The 19,684-nt window shown below is 70.8% G+C and carries 15 protein-coding genes and 1 pseudogene; 10 read left to right on the top strand and 6 right to left on the bottom strand.

The window, feature by feature from the left end; genetic code table 11:
* The first annotated feature begins 35 nt into the window (after positions 1-35).
* Positions 36-953 (top strand): NADP-dependent oxidoreductase, encoded by a 918-nt coding sequence (locus ABMQ42_RS17915; RefSeq protein WP_349724388.1) that lies wholly within the window; start codon positions 36-38, stop codon positions 951-953.
* 10 nt (positions 954-963) lie between these two features.
* Here the strand turns inward: ABMQ42_RS17915 and ABMQ42_RS17910 are convergent, their stop codons facing one another.
* Positions 964-1,563 carry a TetR/AcrR family transcriptional regulator gene (locus tag ABMQ42_RS17910; protein WP_349724387.1) on the bottom strand — a complete coding sequence of 200 codons (600 nt, stop codon included), beginning with the start codon at positions 1,561-1,563 and terminating at the stop codon, positions 964-966.
* A gap of 96 nt (positions 1,564-1,659) precedes the next feature.
* Here ABMQ42_RS17910 and ABMQ42_RS17905 point away from each other — a divergent pair, with 96 nt between their 5' ends.
* The 8 genes and pseudogenes from ABMQ42_RS17905 to ABMQ42_RS18220 all read left to right on the top strand — a co-directional run bounded on the left by ABMQ42_RS17905 (position 1,660) and on the right by ABMQ42_RS18220 (position 12,305).
* On the top strand, positions 1,660-3,297 hold the full coding sequence (locus ABMQ42_RS17905; RefSeq protein WP_349724385.1) for a CocE/NonD family hydrolase: 1,638 nt from the start codon (positions 1,660-1,662) through the stop codon (positions 3,295-3,297).
* Positions 3,294-3,755: a DUF3237 domain-containing protein gene (locus tag ABMQ42_RS17900; RefSeq protein ID WP_349724383.1), complete on the top strand. Its 462-nt coding sequence runs from the start codon at positions 3,294-3,296 to the stop codon at positions 3,753-3,755. Before ABMQ42_RS17905 ends, ABMQ42_RS17900 begins: the two co-directional genes overlap by 4 nt.
* Before the next feature lie 12 nt (positions 3,756-3,767).
* Positions 3,768-5,417 carry an amidohydrolase gene (locus ABMQ42_RS17895; protein ID WP_349724382.1) on the top strand — a complete coding sequence of 550 codons (1,650 nt, stop codon included), beginning with the start codon at positions 3,768-3,770 and terminating at the stop codon, positions 5,415-5,417.
* 34 nt (positions 5,418-5,451) lie between these two features.
* Entirely contained in the window at positions 5,452-7,095 is a 1,644-nt protein-coding gene (locus tag ABMQ42_RS17890; RefSeq protein ID WP_349724381.1) for an ABC transporter substrate-binding protein, read from the top strand.
* Positions 7,096-7,123: 28 nt separating this feature from the next.
* Positions 7,124-8,083, top strand: a complete 960-nt coding sequence (locus ABMQ42_RS17885; RefSeq protein ID WP_349724380.1) for an ABC transporter permease — start codon at positions 7,124-7,126, stop codon at positions 8,081-8,083.
* Positions 8,080-8,943, top strand: coding sequence for an ABC transporter permease (locus tag ABMQ42_RS17880; RefSeq protein WP_349724378.1), 864 nt, complete (start codon positions 8,080-8,082; stop codon positions 8,941-8,943). The genes ABMQ42_RS17885 and ABMQ42_RS17880 overlap by 4 nt, the downstream gene beginning before the upstream one ends.
* Positions 8,940-10,634 carry a nickel ABC transporter ATP-binding protein NikE gene (nikE, locus tag ABMQ42_RS17875; RefSeq protein WP_349724377.1) on the top strand — a complete coding sequence of 565 codons (1,695 nt, stop codon included), beginning with the start codon at positions 8,940-8,942 and terminating at the stop codon, positions 10,632-10,634. The genes ABMQ42_RS17880 and nikE overlap by 4 nt, the downstream gene beginning before the upstream one ends.
* Positions 10,631-12,305, top strand: a pseudogene (locus ABMQ42_RS18220) (amidohydrolase). Before nikE ends, ABMQ42_RS18220 begins: the two are co-directional and overlap by 4 nt.
* Positions 12,306-12,597: 292 nt before the next feature.
* Here the strand turns inward: ABMQ42_RS18220 and ABMQ42_RS17860 are convergent.
* The 3 genes from ABMQ42_RS17860 to ABMQ42_RS17850 form a co-directional block, all read right to left on the bottom strand.
* Positions 12,598-13,161: a dihydrofolate reductase family protein gene (locus tag ABMQ42_RS17860; RefSeq protein ID WP_349724375.1), complete on the bottom strand. Its 564-nt coding sequence runs from the start codon at positions 13,159-13,161 to the stop codon at positions 12,598-12,600.
* 169 nt (positions 13,162-13,330) lie between these two features.
* A complete protein-coding gene (locus ABMQ42_RS17855) occupies positions 13,331-14,728 on the bottom strand; it encodes an aspartate aminotransferase family protein (protein WP_349724373.1) in 1,398 nt (465 codons plus the stop codon).
* Positions 14,725-15,189 carry an Lrp/AsnC family transcriptional regulator gene (locus tag ABMQ42_RS17850; RefSeq protein ID WP_349724371.1) on the bottom strand — a complete coding sequence of 155 codons (465 nt, stop codon included), beginning with the start codon at positions 15,187-15,189 and terminating at the stop codon, positions 14,725-14,727. The genes ABMQ42_RS17855 and ABMQ42_RS17850 overlap by 4 nt, the downstream gene beginning before the upstream one ends.
* A gap of 115 nt (positions 15,190-15,304) precedes the next feature.
* Here ABMQ42_RS17850 and ABMQ42_RS17845 point away from each other — a divergent pair, with 115 nt between their 5' ends.
* Positions 15,305-16,660, top strand: coding sequence for an NAD(P)/FAD-dependent oxidoreductase (locus ABMQ42_RS17845; RefSeq protein ID WP_349724370.1), 1,356 nt, complete (start codon positions 15,305-15,307; stop codon positions 16,658-16,660).
* Between the two features lie 233 nt (positions 16,661-16,893).
* Here ABMQ42_RS17845 and ABMQ42_RS17840 read toward each other — a convergent pair whose 3' ends face one another.
* Positions 16,894-18,312: an aminobutyraldehyde dehydrogenase gene (locus ABMQ42_RS17840; protein ID WP_349724447.1), complete on the bottom strand. Its 1,419-nt coding sequence runs from the start codon at positions 18,310-18,312 to the stop codon at positions 16,894-16,896.
* Positions 18,313-18,314: 2 nt separating this feature from the next.
* Positions 18,315-19,682 (bottom strand): aspartate aminotransferase family protein, encoded by a 1,368-nt coding sequence (locus ABMQ42_RS17835; protein WP_349724369.1) that lies wholly within the window; start codon positions 19,680-19,682, stop codon positions 18,315-18,317.
* Between the last annotated feature and the right edge of the window lie 2 nt (positions 19,683-19,684).

The following is a 19,684-nucleotide window of genomic DNA, read 5'->3' as shown; positions in this document are numbered from 1 at the left end:
GATGCCGCGGGCGGCCGCGGCGGGAGAGGGGCACGATGCGCGCGGTGCGGTTCGACGAGTACGGTTCCGAAGACGTTCTGACGGTGGTCGAGGTGCCCGACCCGCACGCGGGTCCCGGCCAGGTCGTCGTCACGGTGCGTGCGGCGGGGATCAATCCGGGCGAGGTGGGCATCCGCACCGGGGCGCTGAGCGAGCGGTGGCCGGCGCACTTCCCCGAGGGGGAGGGCAGCGACTTCGCCGGTGTCGTGCTGTCGGTCGGCGACGGCGTGACCGGGGTCGCCGTCGGCGACGAGGTCATCGGATACACCGACGAGCGCGCGAGCCACGCCGAGCAGGTCGTCGTACCGGCCGGGCAGCTCACGCCCAAGCCGCAGGCCGTGCCGTGGGAGGTCGCCGGAACGCTGTACGTCGCCCCGACGGCCGGGCATGCGCTGGTGGATGCCGCATCCGTCGTCCCCGGTGACGTCGTGGTCGTCTCGGGCGCTGCCGGGGGCGTGGGGTCGGTCGCCGCGCAGTGGGCGCGCCGCGCGGGCGCCACCGTGATCGGGCTCGCGAGCCCCGACAACCACGCGTGGCTGCGGTCGCGCGAGATCATCCCGGTCGATTACCACGGAGGCGACCTCGCGGGCCGTATCCGCGACGCCGCGGGCGCACCCGTGACCGCGCTGCTCGACGCGGTGGGCGCTCCGTATCCGCGACTGGGCATCGACCTCGGCATCGAGCCGGCCCGCATCGCGACGGTCGCCGACTTCGCGGCCGGCGCTCTGGGCGTCCAGGTCGTGTTCCATCACGTCACCGCGAATGCCGCGATGCTCGCGGAGCTCGCGCAGGCGGTCGCCGAGGGCGCGCTCGAGATCCCGATCCGCGCGACGTTCCCGCTCGACCAGGTCGGCGACGCCTACCGGCTGCTCGGCGACCGGCACACGCGCGGCAAGATCGTGCTCGTTCCCTGAGCGGTGGGGCTCACCCCCTCAGCGTTCCGATGACCAGTTCGGCTGTGGCGCGCGCGACGGCGTTGCGTGACGGCGACGGTTCGAGGTCGCTCATGAACACGTTGCCGAGCGCGATCGAGACGACGCCGGCCGCCACGCGCGCGCACTCGGCGGAGTCGGCGGTCGGAGATGCCGCGGCCAGGAGCGTCTCGACCTCGTCGTGCATGCTCTCGTAGGCCCGAAGCACGATCCGATGGATGTCGGGGTTCGTCCGGCCGGCCTCGATGAACGCCAGGGCGGCCGTGTTCTCCAGGCCCGGGGTGGCGAACTCGCCGAACAGATAATCCAGCGCGCTCTCGACGTCGTGCACGTCGGCGGGAAGGAACGATCCCCCCGGCGGTGCGGCGTCGTCGCCGTCTTCCGGCAGGGCGCTGAAGTACAGGTACCAGGCCGCCGTGACCAGCATCGCGTCCCGGTTGCCCGCGAAATGCCGCACATGGCCGCGTGCCATTCCGGCCGCCTCGGCGACCCGGTCGAGGGTCGTGCCGGCGTAGCCGTGCTCGCCGATGCAGCGGACCGTCGCCTCGGCGATCTGGACGCGTCGCTCGGCGGCGACGGAGGGACGTGCCACGGATCCTCCTCAGATTGTCGAAATTGTTATTAGTCGGACTTGACTAGAAACTATCAGGCGCTTTAGCGTATCGGGAACACCCACCCCAACGAAGGGATGACAGTGACCGAGTTCATCCGGATCGGCCCGGCAGAGCCCAACCCCCTCGCCGTCGAGGAATTCGTGCGGATGCGCGACGGCGTGCGCCTCGCGACCGACGTCTATCTGCCCGGCGGTGTCGATGCCCCCGGTGACACGATCCTGATCCGGCTGCCGTACGACAAGCGCGGCGACTACACGTTCATCCCGCTCATCGCCGAGTACTTCATGGACCGCGGCTACCGCGTCGTCGCGCAGGATGTGCGCGGCAAGTTCCGCTCCGAGGGCGAGACGCTGCTCTTCGTGAACGAGGCCGACGACGGCTACGACACCATCGAGTGGATCATCGGGCAGCGCTGGTCGAACGGGCGGGTCGCCATGTGGGGCGACAGCTACTACGGCTTCACGCAGTGGGCCGCGGCATCCAGCCGTCATCCGGCACTGAAGGCGATCTCGCCGCGGGTGACCGGCACGCAGCTCGGTGAGCCGGCCCGCGACGGCGCGGTGGAGATGGGGATCACCTACCTCTACGCGCTCACGTACTTCCACTCGCGCGACGGCTACTTCTGGGACATGGACTGGACCCGACGCCCCTACACCGTGCAGGTCGAGAAATTCCTCGCCGCGGTCGGCGCGCGTTCGGCCTCGTACGACCAGTGGTACCCGCACCCGGTGCGGCTGCGGCGCTTCCGCAACGGCAGCCCGTTCGACGGCCCCGCCGTGCCGGTGCTGCACACGATCGGCTGGTGGGACAACTGCGCGCCCCTCTCCTGGGCCGATGTCGCCGAGATCCACCGCCACCCCGCCTGGGACCAGAGCCACTACCTGCGCATCGAGCCGATGGACCACGAGACGTTCCATCTTCTCGACGGGCCCGAGAAGCTCGTCGAGGATCGTCCGGAAGAGCAGATCCGTGCCGAGCTGCCGCGGATGCTCGACCCGACGCTCGACTTCTTCGAGGTCTTCGTCCGCGGCAACGGCAGCGCCCGCGATATCCCGCGCGTGGCCTGGAACCTCGCCGGCACCGAGGGTATGCGCACGAGCGAGACGTGGCCGCCGTCGGGGGTGCGCGAGGTCGTGTACGCGGCGACGGCCGACGGCGGGCTGACCACGGAGGAGGTGGATGCCGCGGCCGACGTCACGTGGACGCACGACCCCGACGATCCCGTGCCGTCGAGCGTCGAGAACGCGTTCGCGTTCCTGCTCACCCGGCCCGACGAGGCGCCGCTGGCCGCACGCGACGATGTGCTCGCGTTCACGGCGGCGCCGGTGGGCTCCGATGTCGATCTCGTCGGACCGGTGCGCGCGACCGCGACGGTGCACAGCGACGGCCCGGTCATGGACCTCTTCGTGCGCCTGCTCGACCTCGCACCCGACGGCACCGCGCTGCGCATCGCCCGCGGGCAGGTGCATGTTCCCGAGGCCGCAGCCCCGACCGCGGTCGAGATCGACCTGGGGCAGCTCGGCTACCGGCTGCGGGCCGGGCACGCACTGCGCGTGCACGTCTCGGCCAGCGACGCGCCGGAGTTCATCCCGCTGCCCGGCACCGGCGACGAGCCCTGGGGCGCGACCGAGACCGTGACCAACACCGAGCACCTGACCGTGGGCGGGCCCGACGGACTGCGCCTGAGCCTGAGCATCTTGGAGGACGCATGACTCTCCCCGACCCGCAGCTCGCGTTCGCGTTCGAGATCCGCGCCGACATCGGCCCGTTCCTGCGCATCGGTCGCAGCGCCGACGAAGAGCTGACCTTCACCCCGGTCACCGGCGGCAGCGTCGCCGGCCCCCTGCTGAACGGCACGATCGTCGCCGGCGGCGGCGACTGGGCCGTCGAGCGCAGCCGCACGGCGCAGCTCGAGGCACGGTACGTCGTGCAGGCCGATGACGGCGCGTACATCGACGTGCTCAACCGCGGCTATTACCGGGCGTCGAAGGAGGTCATCGACCGCGTCGAGGCCGGCGAGAACGTGCCCGAGACCGAGTACTACTTCCGCACCGCGCCGGTGTTCCAGACGGATGCCGCTCCCCATCGTTGGCTCGCCGAGCACCAGTTCGTGGGGCTCGCACGCGACGAGGACGGCCAGGTGCGCGTCCGGGTCTTCCTGGTGAAGTGAGGTGAGGTGACCATGGCATCGTTCGACACCATCTTCATCGGCGGGTCCGCCTTCACCGCGGGGTGGCAGACGTCGCGGCCGGTCGGCATCGGCGTGCGGGGCGGTCGCATCGCCGCCGTCGCGCCCGACGACGAGTTGCGGGCCGCCGGCGCCGCCGAGACCGTCGACCTGCGCGGCGGGCTCGTGCTGCCGGGCTTCCACGATGCGCACGCGCATCCGGTCGTCGGCGGACTCGAGCTTCTGCAGTGCGACCTGAGCGGGGCCACCTCCGCCGAGGACGCCGTGGCGCGCGTGGCCGCCTATGCCGCGGCGCATCCCGACGAGGAGTGGATCCGCGGGGGCGGCTGGACGATGTCGCACTTCCCGGGCGGCACACCGACGCGGCAGCTGCTCGACGCCGTGGTGCCCGACCGGCCGGTGGCGCTGAGCAACCGCGACCACCACGGCACGTGGGCCAACTCTCTGGCCCTGCGGCGGGCCGGCATCGACGCTGAGACCCCCGATCCGGCCGACGGGCGCATCGAGCGCGAGGCCGACGGCGCCCCCGCCGGCACCCTGCACGAGGGCGCCGCGGGCCTGCTCGATCCGGTGCTGCCGGGCATCGACCGCGCCACGGCGCTGCGGGCGCTGAACCGCGCGCAGGAGGAGTTCTTCGCCCTCGGCGTCGTCGGCTGGCAGGACGCGTGGGTCGGTGCGACCGCCGGCATCGACGACGTGCTCGACGCGTATCTGGACGGGGTGGATGCCGGAACCCTGCGCATGCGCGTCACCGCTGCGCTCTGGTGGGACCGTGCGCGCGGCCTCGAGCAGCTGGACGACCTCGTGCATCGCCGCGAGCGGGCGGCCGCGGCATCCCGTCCCGACCTCCTTGTCGCTGACACCGTCAAGATCATGGTCGACGGGGTCGCCGAGGACTTCACCGCCGCGCTGTCGGCGCCGTACCTCGACCGCTGTGGCCACGCCACCGACAACCTCGGCCTCACCTTCGTCGCACCCGAGGCCCTGGCCGAGGCCGTCACCGCCCTCGATGCGGCGGGCTTCCACGTGCACTTCCATGCGCTCGGCGATCGCGCCGTCACCGTGGCGCTCGACGCGATCGCCGCCGCGCGCGCGGCGAACGGACCGCGCGAGGCCCGGCACCAGCTCGCGCATCTGCAGATGGTGCGCCGCGACGACGTGCCCCGCTTCGCCGACCTCGGCGCGACCGCCAACCTGCAGATGCTGTGGGGTGGGCTCGACGAGCAGCTCGAGCAGCTCACGTTCCCGTTCGTCGCACCCGAGCTCGTCGCACGGCACTATCCCTTCCGTGAGCTGCGCGACGCCGGCGCCGCGCTGTGCGCCGGGTCGGACTGGCCGGTCTCGTCGGCCGATCCGCTCGCGGCGATCCACGTCGGCGTGAACCGGGCCGAGCCGGGAGCGTCGGCCGACGCGCGCATGGACCCCTCGCAGGCGCTCGATCTGGCCACCGCCCTGTCGGCGTACACGGCGGGATCCGCACGCGCCTGCGGCCGCGCATCCTTCTCCGGGACGCTCGCCCCGGGCAGCGCGGCGGATCTCGCCGTGCTCGACACCGACCCGTTCGCGGTCGATCCGCGCGAGCTGCATGCGATCCGCGTGCGGCAGACGCGTGTCGGTGGGCGGATGGTTCACGACCACACCTGACCACGCATTCAATGGCGAATCGAAAGGACCCGAAATGAGAGTTCGCACCATGACCGCGGCGGTCGCCGCGGCCGGAGCCCTTGTGCTCGTACTCAGCGGCTGCACCTCGGACGGCGGCGGCGACGGCGGTGACACGGCCAAGCCGGTCGACACCGATCAGCTCGTGACGGCGCTGCCGGCCGCGACGAAGGACGTCGACAGCGTCACCTGGGCGCTCGTCGAGGGCGAACCGCTCTCGGTGCTGCCCGGCGCCGACTACAACTTCGTCTCCCCGAACCTGTGCACGAGCCTGCTCGACCTGCAGGGCGACTTCACGATCAAGCCGGGCATCGCCGAGAAGGCAGACTGGGTCGACCCGGTCACCTTCCAGATCGACCTGCGCGACGGCGTCACGTTCTGGGACGGCGAGCCGGTCACCCCCGAAGACGTCGTCTACAGCCTGACGCGGCACTGGAAGGACGTCACCGACGCCTATTACGGCGCGTTCGTGTTCGTGAAGTCGATCGAGGTGACCGGGGACACGCAGGTGACGGTGCACTTCACCGCCCCCGACTCGGGGTTCCGCGACGCGCTGAGCGGCGGATCGGGTGCGGTGCTCGAGAAGGCGTACAGCGAGAAGGCGGGCAAGACGCTGGGCACCGCCGAGGGCGGCATCATGTGCGCGGGCCCCTACCAGCTCGAGAAGTGGACCCCGGGCAAAGACATCGTCACGACCGCCTACGACGGCTACTGGGACGGCGCCCCGAAGGTGAAGACGCTCACCTATCAGTTCATCTCCGACGGCACGACGCTGACCAACGCGCTGCTGTCCGGTGACGTGGACGGCGCGTTCGACGTGCCGCCGTCGAGCCGCACGTCGTTCGAGTCGTCCGACACGGGTCGGCTCGTGCTCGGCCCGTCGACGGCGTCGTACTCCTTCGGCCCCCTGCACGACAAGGGCCTCGGCGCGAACATCAAGATCCGTCAGGCGCTGAGCCTCGCGATCGACCGCCAGCAGTACATCCAGACGGTACTGCACGGACTCGGTGCGGAGCAGAAGTCGTTCGTCGGTCCGTTCTCGTGGGCGGGCTCCGACGTCGCCGACATCTACCAGGCCGGCTATGACGCCCTCGCGGCGCCGAAGGTGGATCTGGACGCGGCCAAGAAGCTCGTCGAGGAATCCGGGGAGGACACCTCCCAGCCCATCACGCTCGCGATCCCCGCGGGCAGCAAGGAGTTCTCGCAGACCGCGGCGATCGTGCAGGCGGCCGCCCAGCAGATCGGGCTCACCGTGTCCATTCAGGAGCTGCAGGCCTCCGACTACTCGGCCCTGTTCGTCGACGACAGCGCCCGCGGCGACCTCGACCTGGTCGCCACGGTCGGCTACATGGAGACCCCCGGTGTGCTGACCTACCCGCAGCTGTTCGTGCTGCCTCCCGACCAGGGCGGTCTGTTCAACCTGAGTGGTTACGACAATGCCGAGGCGGCCGGCCTCATCCAGAAGGCGCGCACCGCCTCCGACGCGAAGCAGGCGGCGGAGGACTACGTGCAGGCGCAGAAGCTGTTCGCCCCCGACATGCTGCAGGTCACGCTCGCCGGTTCGTACCACACACTGTTCCTGAGCAACACGCTGACCGGTGCGGTGACCTCCGTCGCGGCCTACGCGACGCCGTGGGCGCTGCACCTCGGCGGAGAGTGACGCGGATGCCGGAGAGGAAGAGGACCCGATGAGAGCACGCGTCGTCACACAGCTGCTCGCCAAGCTGGGCGGGCTGGCGCTGACCCTCTTCCTTTCCAGCATCGTCATCTTCTCGGCGCTGCTGCTCACCCCCGGCGACCCGGTGGCCACCCTCGCTGGGGGCAAGCGGCCCACACCCGAGATGATCGCGGCCATCCGCGAGCAGTTCCACCTCGACGACCCGATCTGGCTGCAGTACCTGCGCTGGCTGGGCAACGTCGTCACCGGAAATCTCGGCGACTCGTTCGTCTACAAGGCGCCGGTCGCCGAGGTCATCGGTCCGCGTATCGGCGTCACGGTCGCCCTGGTCGCGTACGCGATCGTGCTCATCGCGATCTTCGGCATCGGGTCGGGCATCCTCGCGGCCACCCGCGGGCCCGGGGCCGATCGCGCGGTGCTGCTGTCGACGTCGATCGGCATGGCGATGCCGACCTTCGTGGTCGCGATCCTGCTGATCTGGGTGTTCGCGAAGAGCCTGGGCTGGTTCCCCGTGTACGGGGCGGGCACCGGGTTCTTCGACCAGCTGCACCATCTGACCCTGCCCGCCATCTCACTCGCCGTGGTCTACATCGCCTACATCAGCCGGATCACCCGCGGCGCGCTCGTCGGCCAGCTCGGCGCCGAGCATGTCGACACGGCCCGGGTCCGCGGCATCCCCCGTTCCCGCATCTTCCGCTCGCACGTGTTCCTGAACGCGTCGCCGCAGATCCTCGCGGTCTCGGGCGCGACGATCGCGGGCCTGTTCGCGACGTCGGCCATCGCCGAGCAGGCGTTCGGCATCAACGGGCTCGGTTCGCTGCTCACCGACGCGGCGGCCCGCAAGGATCTGCCGGTCGTGCAGATCATCTCGCTGCTGCTGGTCGCCGTCTTCGTCGTGCTGAACGCGGTCGTCGACACGGTGAACGCGCTCATCGACCCCGACAGCCTCAAATCCGGGAGGACCGCATGAGCGTCGCCCAGCTGACCGGAGGCCGCGTCGCGCAGGTCGCGCGCCGCGCGTCGAAGCGCGATCCGCTCGTCATCATCTCGCTCGTCGTGCTCGTCGTGCTCGCGGTGATCGCGATCGCCGGCCCCCTGCTGGCCCCGTACGATCCGAACCAGCTGTTCACGGGCCCCACGGCGGGGCACCCATCGCTCAGTCACCCCTTCGGCACCGACGACCTGGGCCGCGACATCCTCTCCCGCGTGCTCGTCGGCGGGCGGGTGAGCCTGTTCGCGCCGATCGGCATCGTCGTGCTCTCCAGCGCGCTCGGCCTCGTCTTCGCCATCGTCGCCGCGTGGTTCGGGGGCTGGGTCGACGGCATCCTCGCCCGCATCATCGAGGTCGTGTTCGCGATCCCGGGACTGGTGCTGGCCGTGCTCGCGGTGGCGATGTTCGGCAAGGGAGTGATCGCCCCGATCATCGCCCTGTCGATCGCCTACATGCCCATCATCGCCCGGCTCATGCGCGCGGCGGCGATGACCGAGCTCGGCAAGCCGTACGTCGCGGCGCTGCGCATCCAGGGGCTCGGCGGCTTCGCGATCTTCTGGCGGCACCTCGTTCCCGCGCTGCTGCCGCCGCTGCTCGCGCAGGCCACGGTCGGCTTCGGCTACGCGATGCTCGACCTCGCCGCGATCTCGTACCTCGGCCTCGGACAGCAGCCGCCGACGGCCGACTGGGGCGTGATGATCTCGGCGGGGCAGCCGTCGATCCTCGTCGGGGCGCCCGAGCAGTCGCTGTTCCCGGCGATCCTCATCGTGGTCACGGTGCTGGCCGTGAACGTCGTCGGCGCGCGCGTGACGACCTGGGCGGAAAGGAAGGACCGATGACCGACGTCCTCGAACTCGACGCGGTGCGCGTCGACGCCGCGATCGGCGGCCGCGTGCGCACCCTCGTGCACGACTGCACGCTGACGGTGGGCGCCGGCGAGACCGTCGGACTGGTCGGCGAATCGGGCTCGGGCAAGACCCTGTCGACGCGCGCGGTCGTGGGCCTGGTGCCCGACTACATGGAGGTCGGCGGCACGATCCGCATCGACGGCGCCGACATCGCGACGATGCCGGCCAGGCAGCTGCGCGAGCTGCGCTCGCACCGGCTGGGGATGGTGTTCCAGACGCCGCGGGCGCACCTGAATCCGCTGCGCACGATCGGTGACTTCATGACCGAGGCCCTCGTGCACGTCGCCGGGGTGAAGCGGGATGCCGCGGACCGGCGCGCCGCCGAGCTGCTCGACGAGGTCGGCATCACCGACCCGTATCGCCGGCTGCGCCAGCGGCCCGGTGACCTGTCGGGCGGTCTGCTGCAGCGCGTGATGATCGCGGCGACGCTCGCGATGGATCCGCACATCCTGCTGGCCGACGAGATCACCACGGCGCTCGACGTCACCACCCAGGAAGAGGTGATGGCGGTCATCGCGGACCTGCGCCGCGAGCGCGAGCTGGCGATGCTGTTCATCACCCACGACCTCGCGCTCGCGCAGGCCGTGTGCGATCGCATCACCGTCATGAAGGACGGCCGCACGATCGAGACGCACCCGGCGGCGACGATCGCCCACGACGCGAGAGACCCCTACACGCGGGCGCTCCTGTCGGCCTCGTCGGGGCTGGAGTCGCTCACCGTGGAGGCGGCGGATGCGGCATCCACCCCGCTTCTGCGGGTGGCGGACCTGCGCAAGACCTTCGCGGTGCGCGGCGCCTCGGGCGTCGGGCACGAGACGTTCGTCGCGGTCGACGGGGTCGGCTTCACGCTCGATGCCGGCGGGGCGCTGGGCATCGTCGGCGAGTCGGGCTCGGGCAAGTCGACGACGGCGCGCATCGTCTGCGGTCTCGAGAAGGCCGATGCGGGGGCGGTGACGGTCAAGGGGGAGTCGTGGGATGCCCCGGCTCGCGGAAAGCGCGAGCGGCGACGCCGCGCGCGGGTCGTGCAGATGGTGTTCCAGGACCCGTACCAGTCCCTCGATCCTCGGCAGACGGTGCGGGCGTGCCTGGCCGAGGCCGTGCGCGTGCATCGGCCGCGCGCGTCGTCGGCCGACGTGACGGCGCGCGTCGACGAGCTGCTGACGGCGGTCACCCTCGACCTCGAGCTGGCGTCTGCACGCCCGCGCGCGCTGTCGGGCGGTCAGCGGCAGCGGGTCGCCATCGCGCGGGCGCTCGCCGCCGACCCTGAGATCCTCGTGCTCGACGAGGCGGTCTCGGCGCTGGATGTCACGACCCAGGTCGAGATCCTGACGCTGCTCGACGGCATCCGGCGTTCCACCGGCGTCGCGCTGCTGATGATCTCGCACGATCTGAACGTCGTGCGCCGGCTGTGCGACCATGTCGTGGTGATGCGCTCGGGACGGATCGAGGAGCAGGGACCGGCCGCGGCCGTGCTCGATGACCCGCAGGCGCAGTACACGCGCGATCTGCTCGCCTCGATCCCGCGGCCCGGCTGGGTGCCGACCCGCCGCAGAGCCGGGCGCACGAGACCGCTCGCCGTCGTGACCAGTGCGACGCCCACCGTGAAGGAAGGACGCCGATGAACGCGGACCTCATCATCGTCAACGGCCGTGTGTTCGACGGACGGGTGCGCACGGTGCACACCGCCGTCGCGGTTGCCGACGGTCGCATCGTCGCCGTGGGGCCGGACGACGACGTCGCGGCGCTCGCCGGCCCCGGCACCCGGGTGATCGATGCGGGCGGCGGACTCATCCATCCCGGCTTCGTCGACGCGCACGTGCACGCCGCGTTCGCCGGCGTCGAGCGCCGCAGCATCGATCTCACTCCGGCGGCGAGCGTCGATGAGACGCTCGCGCTGATCCGGGTGGGGGCCGAGCGCTCTGCAGGGGAGTGGGTGACCGGCGGCGGATGGAGCCACGACCTGTTCCCGGCGCCCACGCGGCAGCAGCTCGACGCGCTCGTGCCCGACCGGCCCGTGGCGCTCAGCGACGCCGGGCATCACACGCTGTGGGTGAACTCCGCGGCGCTGGCCGCCGCCGGCATCGACCGCGACACGGCCGCACCGCACAACGGGCACATCCACCGCGATGAGGCCGGCGAGCCGACCGGGTACCTGAACGAGACCGCCGCCGAGCTCGTCGGCCGCGTCATCCCGCCCGCCGGCGACGACGAGATCCACGACGGCCTGCTGAATGCGCAGGAGCACCTCTGGTCGCTGGGCATCACCGGGTGGCACGAGGCGATCCTCGGTGAGTACAACGGCAAGGCCGACTGCACGAACGCGTACCGGCGCGCCATCGGATCGGGCGTGCTGCGCAGCGATGTCTCGGGCGCCCTGTGGATCGCGCCGGGGCTTTCGGCCGCGGAGGTGCCGGCACTGGTGTCGCGCTTCGTCGCGTTGCGCGCGCAGAACGCGGCCGCCGGCTTCGCGACGTCGACCGCGAAGGCGATGATCGACGGCGTGCCGCACGGTGAGACCGCGGCGCTGCTCGAGCCGTACTGCACCCACGCCGACGGCTTCACCGGCGAACTGCACTTCGACGTGGAGGCGATCCACGCATTCGTGCGGGAGCTGGATGCCGCGGGCTTCGCCCTGCACCTGCACATCATGGGCGACCGGGGTGTGCGTGTGGCCCTCGACGCGATCGAGGCCGCGCGCGGCGAACGGTCCCGGGCCGCGGCACCACATCGCGCACCTGTCGATGGTCGACGCCGTCGACGCCGCGCGGTTCGGGCCGCTCGGTGTCACCGCGAACATCCAGGGGCTGTGGGCGGCACCCGACCCGTTCCTGGCGACGGTGGTCGGCGACGAGCGGATGCGCCACGGCTACCCGTTCCGCACCATGGTCGACGGCGGTGCCGACCTCGCGATGGGCTCGGACTGGCCGGTCTCACCGCCCGACCCCTGGCTGGCGATCCATGTCGCGGTGAACCGGTGGGCGCCCGCGCCGCCCGGTGCGCCGGCGGATGTGCCGCCGGGCGGGGTGGCGGGTGTGCCACCGGCCGGTGCCCCGGCGACGCTCGACGCCGAGCATCAGGCGCTGACGCTGGCCGAGGCGCTGGGCGCCTACACGGCGGGGTCCACGTCGCTCGTGCTCGGGCGCGCCGGACGCGTGCGCGTCGGTGAGCGGGCCGATCTGGCCGTGGCATCCACCGATCCCTTCGCACTGCCCGCCGAGGCGCTCGTCTCGGTGCGCACGACCGTCACCGTCGTGCGCGGCGAGGTGGTGTTCGCGGCGGACGCGGCGTCCTGAGCTGCGGGTCCATGTTCAGCAGTCAGCTTCTGCAAGCGCACCGCGGCGAGACCTGCAGAACCTGACTGCCGAACAAGCCGCTGGGGCCTCGACGGTCAGCTGCGGCGGGGTCATCGCCCGGCGGATCTGTCGCCGTTGCGCGCTGGTGGCGGGCGGCGTGCGCAACGGCGACAGATGTGTGCGGCCGAGCGTGAAACGGACGCGATGTCATGCCCGCGATCGGTCTCGTGCGGGATCGCGTCCACCGTGCGTCGGTGCTGGGTGCCGGGGTTCGCGGCATCCCGTCCCTGCGTCACCGCACGACGCGGTACTCGAGGATCGTCGCCCCGGTGTCGACGGCGATGCAGCCGGTGCGTTCAAGCGTCGTGCGCGCGTGGTCGCCGTCGAACAGGGGGATGCCGCCGCCCAGCAGCAGCGGGGTGACCATGATCCGCAGCCGGTCGACGAGGCCGAGCCGCAGGAACGACTGCGCGACACCCGCGCCGCCGATCACGACGATGGGGTCGGTCGTGTCTTCCTTGAGCGCCGCGATCTCGGTGGGGAGGTCCCGGATGACGCGGCCGTTCCACCCCACCTCGGTCAGGGTGTGCGAGACCACGAGCTTGGGGATGGCGTGCATGACCTCAGCGAACGCGCGCTGGTCGGCCGGGGCATCCTCGTCCGCTTCCAGCCCCTGCCAGAACGCCGCGTTGAACTCGAAGTTGGTGCGCCCGTAGACGAAGTACGAGGCGCGCACGTTGACATCCGACCAGTCGGCCTGCATCTGGGGTGAGAAATCGGGCGGCACGAACTCGCCGCCCGGACCGGCGATGTACCCATCGAGGCTCATGAACATCGTCAGCACCACATCGCTCATCATCGAGCTCCCTTCCCTTCACTTCAGCAGTCAGCTTCGGCAAGTGCGAAGCGATTCGGACTGCAGGAAGTGACTGTTGAACCGATGGCACCGGCCCGGCAGCCCAGCCCGTGCGATCTCGCGAGTTTTCGTGCGATCTCGCGAGAATCCGTGCGATCTCGGCGGCGACTCAGAGCCGCGCCCAGGCCTCCGTCAGCACCCCGCGCAGGATCTGCTCGATCTCATCGAACTCGCTCTGGCCGATCGTCAGCGGCGGCGCGAGCTGGATCACCGGGTCGCCGCGGTCGTCGGCGCGGCAGTACAGCCCCGCATCGAACAGCGCCTTGGAGAGGAACCCGCGCAGCAGCCGCTCGGCCTCGTCGTCGTCGAAGGTCTCCTTGGTCGCCTTGTCTTTGACCAGCTCGATGCCGAAGAAGTAGCCGTCGCCGCGCACGTCGCCGACGATGGGCAGGTCGAGCAGCTTCTCGAGCGTCGCGCGGAACGCCGGCGAGTTGGCCTTGACGTTCTCGAGCAGCCCCTCCTCGGCGAAGATGTCGAGGTTCTCCATCGCCACCGCGGTCGAGACGGGGTGTCCGCCGAAGGTGTAGCCGTGGGGGAAGGATGCCTCGCCGTGCGCGAACGGTTCGTACAGGCGGTCCGAAACGATCGTTCCGCCCAGCGGCGAGTACCCGCTGGTGACGGCCTTCGCGAACGTGATCATGTCGGGCTTGTAGCCGTAGGTGTCGCACGCGAAGTAGTCGCCGATGCGGCCGAACGCGCAGATCACCTCGTCGGAGACCAGCAGCACGTCGTACTTGTCGCAGATCTCGCGCACCCGCTGGAAGTAGCCGGCCGGCGGCGGGAAGCATCCGCCCGAGTTCTGCACCGGCTCGAGGAAGACGGCGGCGACGGTGTCGGGCCCTTCGAACTGGATCATCTCCTCGATGCGGTTGGCGGCCCACAGTCCGAACTGCTCGGGGGTTCCGCCGGGGAAGCCCATCTCGTCGGCGCGGTAGAAGTTCGTGTTCGGCACGCGGAAGCCGCCCGGCGTCACCGGCTCGAACATGGCCTTCATGTCGGGCAGTCCGGTGATCGCAAGGGCGCCCTGCGGTGTGCCGTGATAGGCGATGAACCGCGAGATCACCTTGTGCTTGGTGGGCTTGCCCTGCAGCTTCCAGTAGTACTTCGCGAGCTTGAAGGCGGTCTCGACGGCCTCGCCGCCGCCGGTCGAGAAGAACACGTGGTTGAGGTCGCCGGGCGCGTAGCCGGCGAGCCGGTCGGCGAGTTCGATCGCCGAGGGGTGCGCGTACGACCAGATCGGGAAGAACGCGAGCTGCTCGGCTTGGCGGGCTGCAGCATCCGCCAGTCTCTTCCGACCGTGCCCCGCGTTGACGACGAACAGGCCGGAGAGCCCGTCGATGTACTTCTTGCCCTGCGAGTCCCAGATGTGATGGCCCTCGCCGCGCGTGATGATGGGCACGCCGGGCCCGTCGGTCATGACGGACTGCCGCGCGAAGTGCATCCAGAGATGGTCGCGCGCCATCGCCTGCAGTTCGGCCTCGGTGCGGGTGGTGCTCGTGGTGGTCATCGTGTCCCCCAGTCATAGAGCTGTTTGTGGAGTTTGAGGTAGACGAACGTCTCGGTCGATGAGACGGCGGAAAGACCGCGGATGTCGTGATTCAGGATGCCGATCAGCTCGTCATCGCTGGTGCAGACGACCTCCACCAAGAGGTCGAACGAGCCCGCCGTCATCACGACGTAGCTCACGCTCGGAAGCTCGGCCAGCGCGTCGGCGACCGCGCCGATGTCGCCGGACACCTTGATGCCGATCATGGCCTGGCGGGCGAAGCCGAGCTGCATCGGGTCGGTCACCGCGACGATCTGCATCGCGCCGCTCTCGGTCAGCCGCTGCACGCGCTGGCGCACGGCGGCCTCGCTGAGGCCCACGGCGCGGCCGATCTCGGCGTACGAACGCCGGCCGTCGGCCTGCAGCTGCTCGATGATCGCCTTCGATGTGTCGTCGAGCGGGGCGCGCGGTGGTTGCGGCATCCTTCATCTCCTCGCTTGACTCGACGATATCAGCGGTCATGATCGCTGTTCAAGAGGGAATCCGCATCGTAAACTGGATAGAAGCTACGGAAAACGTATCGGCAAGGGAGTCGACGTGCGCAACGGGGATGTCTCGTTCTGGTGGAACCAGATCGGCCTGCCGCAGCCGCGGCCCGCTCTCGACGGCGACCTCGACGTCGACGTGTGCATCGTGGGCGCGGGCTTCACCGGGCTGTGGACGGCGTACTACCTGCGACAGCTCGATCCCTCGGTGCGCGTCGCCCTCGTCGAGGCGCGGTTCGCGGGCTTCGGCGCATCGGGCCGCAACGGCGGCTGGCTCACGAACTCGGTCACCGGCGGACGCGAGCGGTACGGACGCGACGGCGGCATCCGGCAGCAGGCGGCGCTCAACGACGCGGTCGACGAGGTGATCCGGGTGGCGGATGCCGCGGGCATCGACGCCGACATCGCCCAGGGCGGTGAGCTCAACGTCGCCTACAACGACGCGCAGCTCGCGCGCATGCGGGCGTTCGCCGCGGCCGAGGTGGAGTGGCCGGGTGCGGACGTCGTCACGCTGGGCCCCGCGGAGACCGCGGCGCGCGTGGGTGTCGCTTCGCCGCGAGGGTCGGTGTGGCACCCGCACTGTGCGCGCGTGCATCCGGCCAAGCTCGTGCGCGGGCTCGCCGAAGCCGTCGAGCGGGCGGGCGCCGTGATCTACGAGAACACACCGGCGCTGGCGTTGTCGCCCGGTCGTGTGGAGACCACGCGGGGAGTTGTGCGCGCGGACCATGTGATCCGCGCGACCGAGGGCTTCACCGCGAACCTGCGCGGCGAGCACCGCACCTGGCTGCCGATGAACTCGTCGCTGATCGTCACCGATCCGCTGCCGGATGCGGTGTGGTCGGTGATCGGCTGGGAGCACGCCGACACGTTGGGCGATCTCGCGCACGTGTACACCTATGCCCAGCGGACCGCCGACGGTCGCATCGCGTTCGGCGGTCGCGGCATCCCGTATCGCTACGGATCGCGCGTGGACACCGACGGCCGCACGCAGGACCGGACGGTCGCGGGGCTGACGCGGCTGCTGCACACGGCGTTCCCCGCCGCCGCGGACGTGCCGATCGCCCACGCGTGGTCGGGCGTGCTGGGTGTGCCGCGCGACTGGGCGGCGACCGTCGGCTACGACCGCGTGACCGGGCTGGGCTGGGCCGGCGGATACGTCGGCACCGGCGTGACGACCACGAACCTCGCGGGGCGGACGCTCGCCGACCTCGTGCTCGGGCGTGACACCGACCGGGTGTCGCTGCCGTGGGTGGGGCATCGCGCGCACCGGTGGGAGCCCGAGCCGCTCCGCTGGCTCGCGGTCAACGCGATCTACGCGGCGTACGGCCTCGCCGACCGGCAGGAGTCCCGCGGTGGCGCGCGCACGGCGGCCGTCGCGCGGGTGGCCGACCTCATCTCGGGGCACTGAGTTCCGGCGCCACGGGGCGCGGCATCCGCCTCTCCCGCGGCATCCAGCCCTCCGGTTCAGCAGGCGATTTCTGCGACCGATCTCGCGCGAGACCTGCATGAAGTGACTGTTGAACAGGAGGGGCCGGGTTCAACAGTCGATACTTACCGGTCGGGGTCATGGCGACCCGCATTTGGTGACTGTTGAACAAGAGAGAGGGCCGTGTCCAGGGGCAGACGGCGCGGCCGAGCGCCCTACTCCAGGCTCGACATCACGTGCTTGATGCGCGTGTAGTCCTCGAAGCCGTAGATCGAGAGGTCCTTGCCGTATCCCGACTGCTTGAAGCCACCGTGCGGCATGTCCGACACGAACGGGATGTGCGCGTTGATCCACACGCAGCCGAAGTCGAGCACCCGGCTCATGCGCATCGCGGTGGCGTGGTCGGTCGTCCACGTCGAGGCAGCCAGGGCGTAGGGCACCCCGTTGGCGAGGGCCACGGCATCCTGCTCCGTTGCGAACGTCTGCACGGTCAGCACCGGGCCGAACACCTCGGACTGCACGATCTCGTCGTCCTGCCGCACGCCGGTCACGACCGTCGGCTCGAAGAAGAATCCCGCGGAGCCCTGTCGGCGTCCTCCGGTCTCGACCGTCGCGTGCTCCGGCAGCCGTTCGATGAACCCCGCGACCCGCTCGAGCTGCCCGGCGTTGTTGAGCGGCCCGAAGAACGCGCCCGAGTCGGGCGCCCCGGTGGAGATGTTCGCCCGCACGTACGAGACCAGCTCGCGCACGAACGCGTCGTGCACCGACTCGTGCACGATCACGCGGGTGGCGGCGGTGCAGTCCTGCCCGGCGTTGAAGTACGCGGCCTCGGCGATGCCCGCGGCGGCCCGTGCGAGGTCGGCATCGGCGAACACGACCGCGGGCGCCTTGCCGCCGAGCTCGAGGTGCACGCGCTTGAGCTGCGTGGCGGCGGAGGATGCCACGGCCATCCCCGCACGCACCGATCCGGTGATCGCGACGAGCGCGGGGACCGGATGTGCGGTCAGCAGCGCCCCCGTGTCGCGATCGCCGAGCACCACGTTGAACACACCCGCGGGCAGGATCTCGGCGGCGAGCTCGGCAAGGCGCACCGTCGTCGACGGGGTCGTCTCGCTCGGCTTGAGCACGATCGTGTTGCCGGCGGCCAGGGCCGGGCCGATCTTCCAGATCGCCATGTTCAGCGGATAGTTCCAGGGCGTCACCTGCGCCACGACGCCGATCGGCTCGCGCCGCACGTACGACGTGAACCCCTCGGCGTACTCGGCGGCGGCGCGGCCGTTCAGCTCGCGCGCGGCTCCCGCGAAGAAGCGCAGCTGGTCGACCGACTGGTCGATCTCATCGGCCACGAGCGTTGCGCGCGGCTTGCCGGTGTCGAGCGACTCGAGGTCGGCGAGCTCCTCGGCGTGCGCGGCCAGCGCATCGGCCAGCCGGAACAGCGCCAGCTGCCGCGTCGCCGGCGTCGCATCGCGCCAGGCGGGGAAGGCGCGGGATGCCGCGGCGAACGCCGCATCGACGTCCTCGGCCGTCGACACCCCGGCCTGTCCGTACACTTCCCCGGTCACCGGCGACACAAGGTCGAGCAGCGGGCCCGACGGCGCGACCGCGCGACCGTCGATGATGTTGTGCAGGGTCATGGTCACAGGTACTCGTCCGCGGCGTGCAGCGCGCCGTCGATGACGTCGAGCCCGCGGACGAGCTCGCTCTCGTCGATCACGAGGGGCGGCGCCACATGCACGCGGTTGAAGTGGCTGAACGGCCACACGCCGCCCTTCTTGGCCGCCGCCATCACGGCGGCGACGGGCGCAGCATCCGCCCCCGCCGCATTGAACGGCACGAGCGGCTCGCGCGTCTCCTTGTCGCGCACGAGCTCGATGGCCCAGAACAGTCCGCGTCCGCGCACGTCGCCGACCGACGGGTGGCGGCGGGCGATCTCCTGCAGCGCCGGCTCGACCACGCGCGATCCGAGGTCGCGCACCCGCTCGAGGATGCCGTCGCGCTCGAACACCTCGAACGTGGCCACACCGGCCGCGCACGCGAGCGGGTGCCCCGAATAGGTGAGCCCACCGGGGAACGTCACGGTGTCGAAGTGCGCCGCGATGCGGTCGGAGATCACCACGCCGCCCAGCGGCACGTACCCCGAGTTCACGCCCTTCGCGAAGGTGATGAGATCGGGGACCACGTCGAACGCCTGGAACGCGAACCATTCGCCGATGCGGCCGAAACCGACCATCACCTCGTCGGCGATGTAGATGATGCCGTACTTGTCGCAGATCTCGCGGACGCCGGGGAGATATCCCGGCGGGGGCACGAGCACCCCGTTGGTGCCGACGACGGTCTCGATGATGACCGCCGCGATCGTCTGGGCGCCCTCGAGCACGATCGTCTGCTCGAGGTGCTCGAGGGCCCGGGCGGTCTCCTGCTCGGGCGAGTCGGAGTGGAACGGCGACCGGTACGGGTACGGCCCGAAGAAGTGCGCGACCGACCCGTCGCCGGGCTCGTTCGCCCAGCGGCGCGGGTCGCCGGTCAGCGAGATCGCGGTGGTCGTGTTGCCGTGGTAGCTGCGGTACATCGACAGGACCTTGCGGCGCCCGGTGACCTGGCGCGCCATGCGCACGGCGTTCTCGTTCGCGTCGGCGCCGCCGTTGGTGAAGAACACCTTCTCGAACCCGTCGGGTGCCACCTCGCTGATGCGCCGCGCGAGCTCGCCGCGCACGTCGTTGGCCATCGAGGGCTGGATGGTCGCGAGGCGCCCGGCCTGCTTCTGGATGGCTGCGACGAGATCGGGATGCTGGTGCCCCAGGTTCAGGTTCACCAGCTGGCTCGAGAAGTCGAGGTAGCTGTTGCCCGCGTAGTCCCAGAACGTCGACCCCTCGCCACCGGCGACCGGCAGCGGGTCGATGAGCGCCTGGGCGCTCCACGAGTGGAAGACGTGCCCGCGGTCGTCGGCGCGCACGGCGGCGTCGGCGGCGAGGTCGACGGGGGCGGAGGTGAGGGTGTCGCTCATGA

The sequence above is a fragment of the Microbacterium sp. KR10-403 genome (genome assembly GCF_040196215.1).
Classification (GTDB): domain Bacteria; phylum Actinomycetota; class Actinomycetes; order Actinomycetales; family Microbacteriaceae; genus Microbacterium.
Note: the sequence above shows the minus strand (reverse complement) of the source record. Positions and strands in the feature narration are given on the sequence as shown.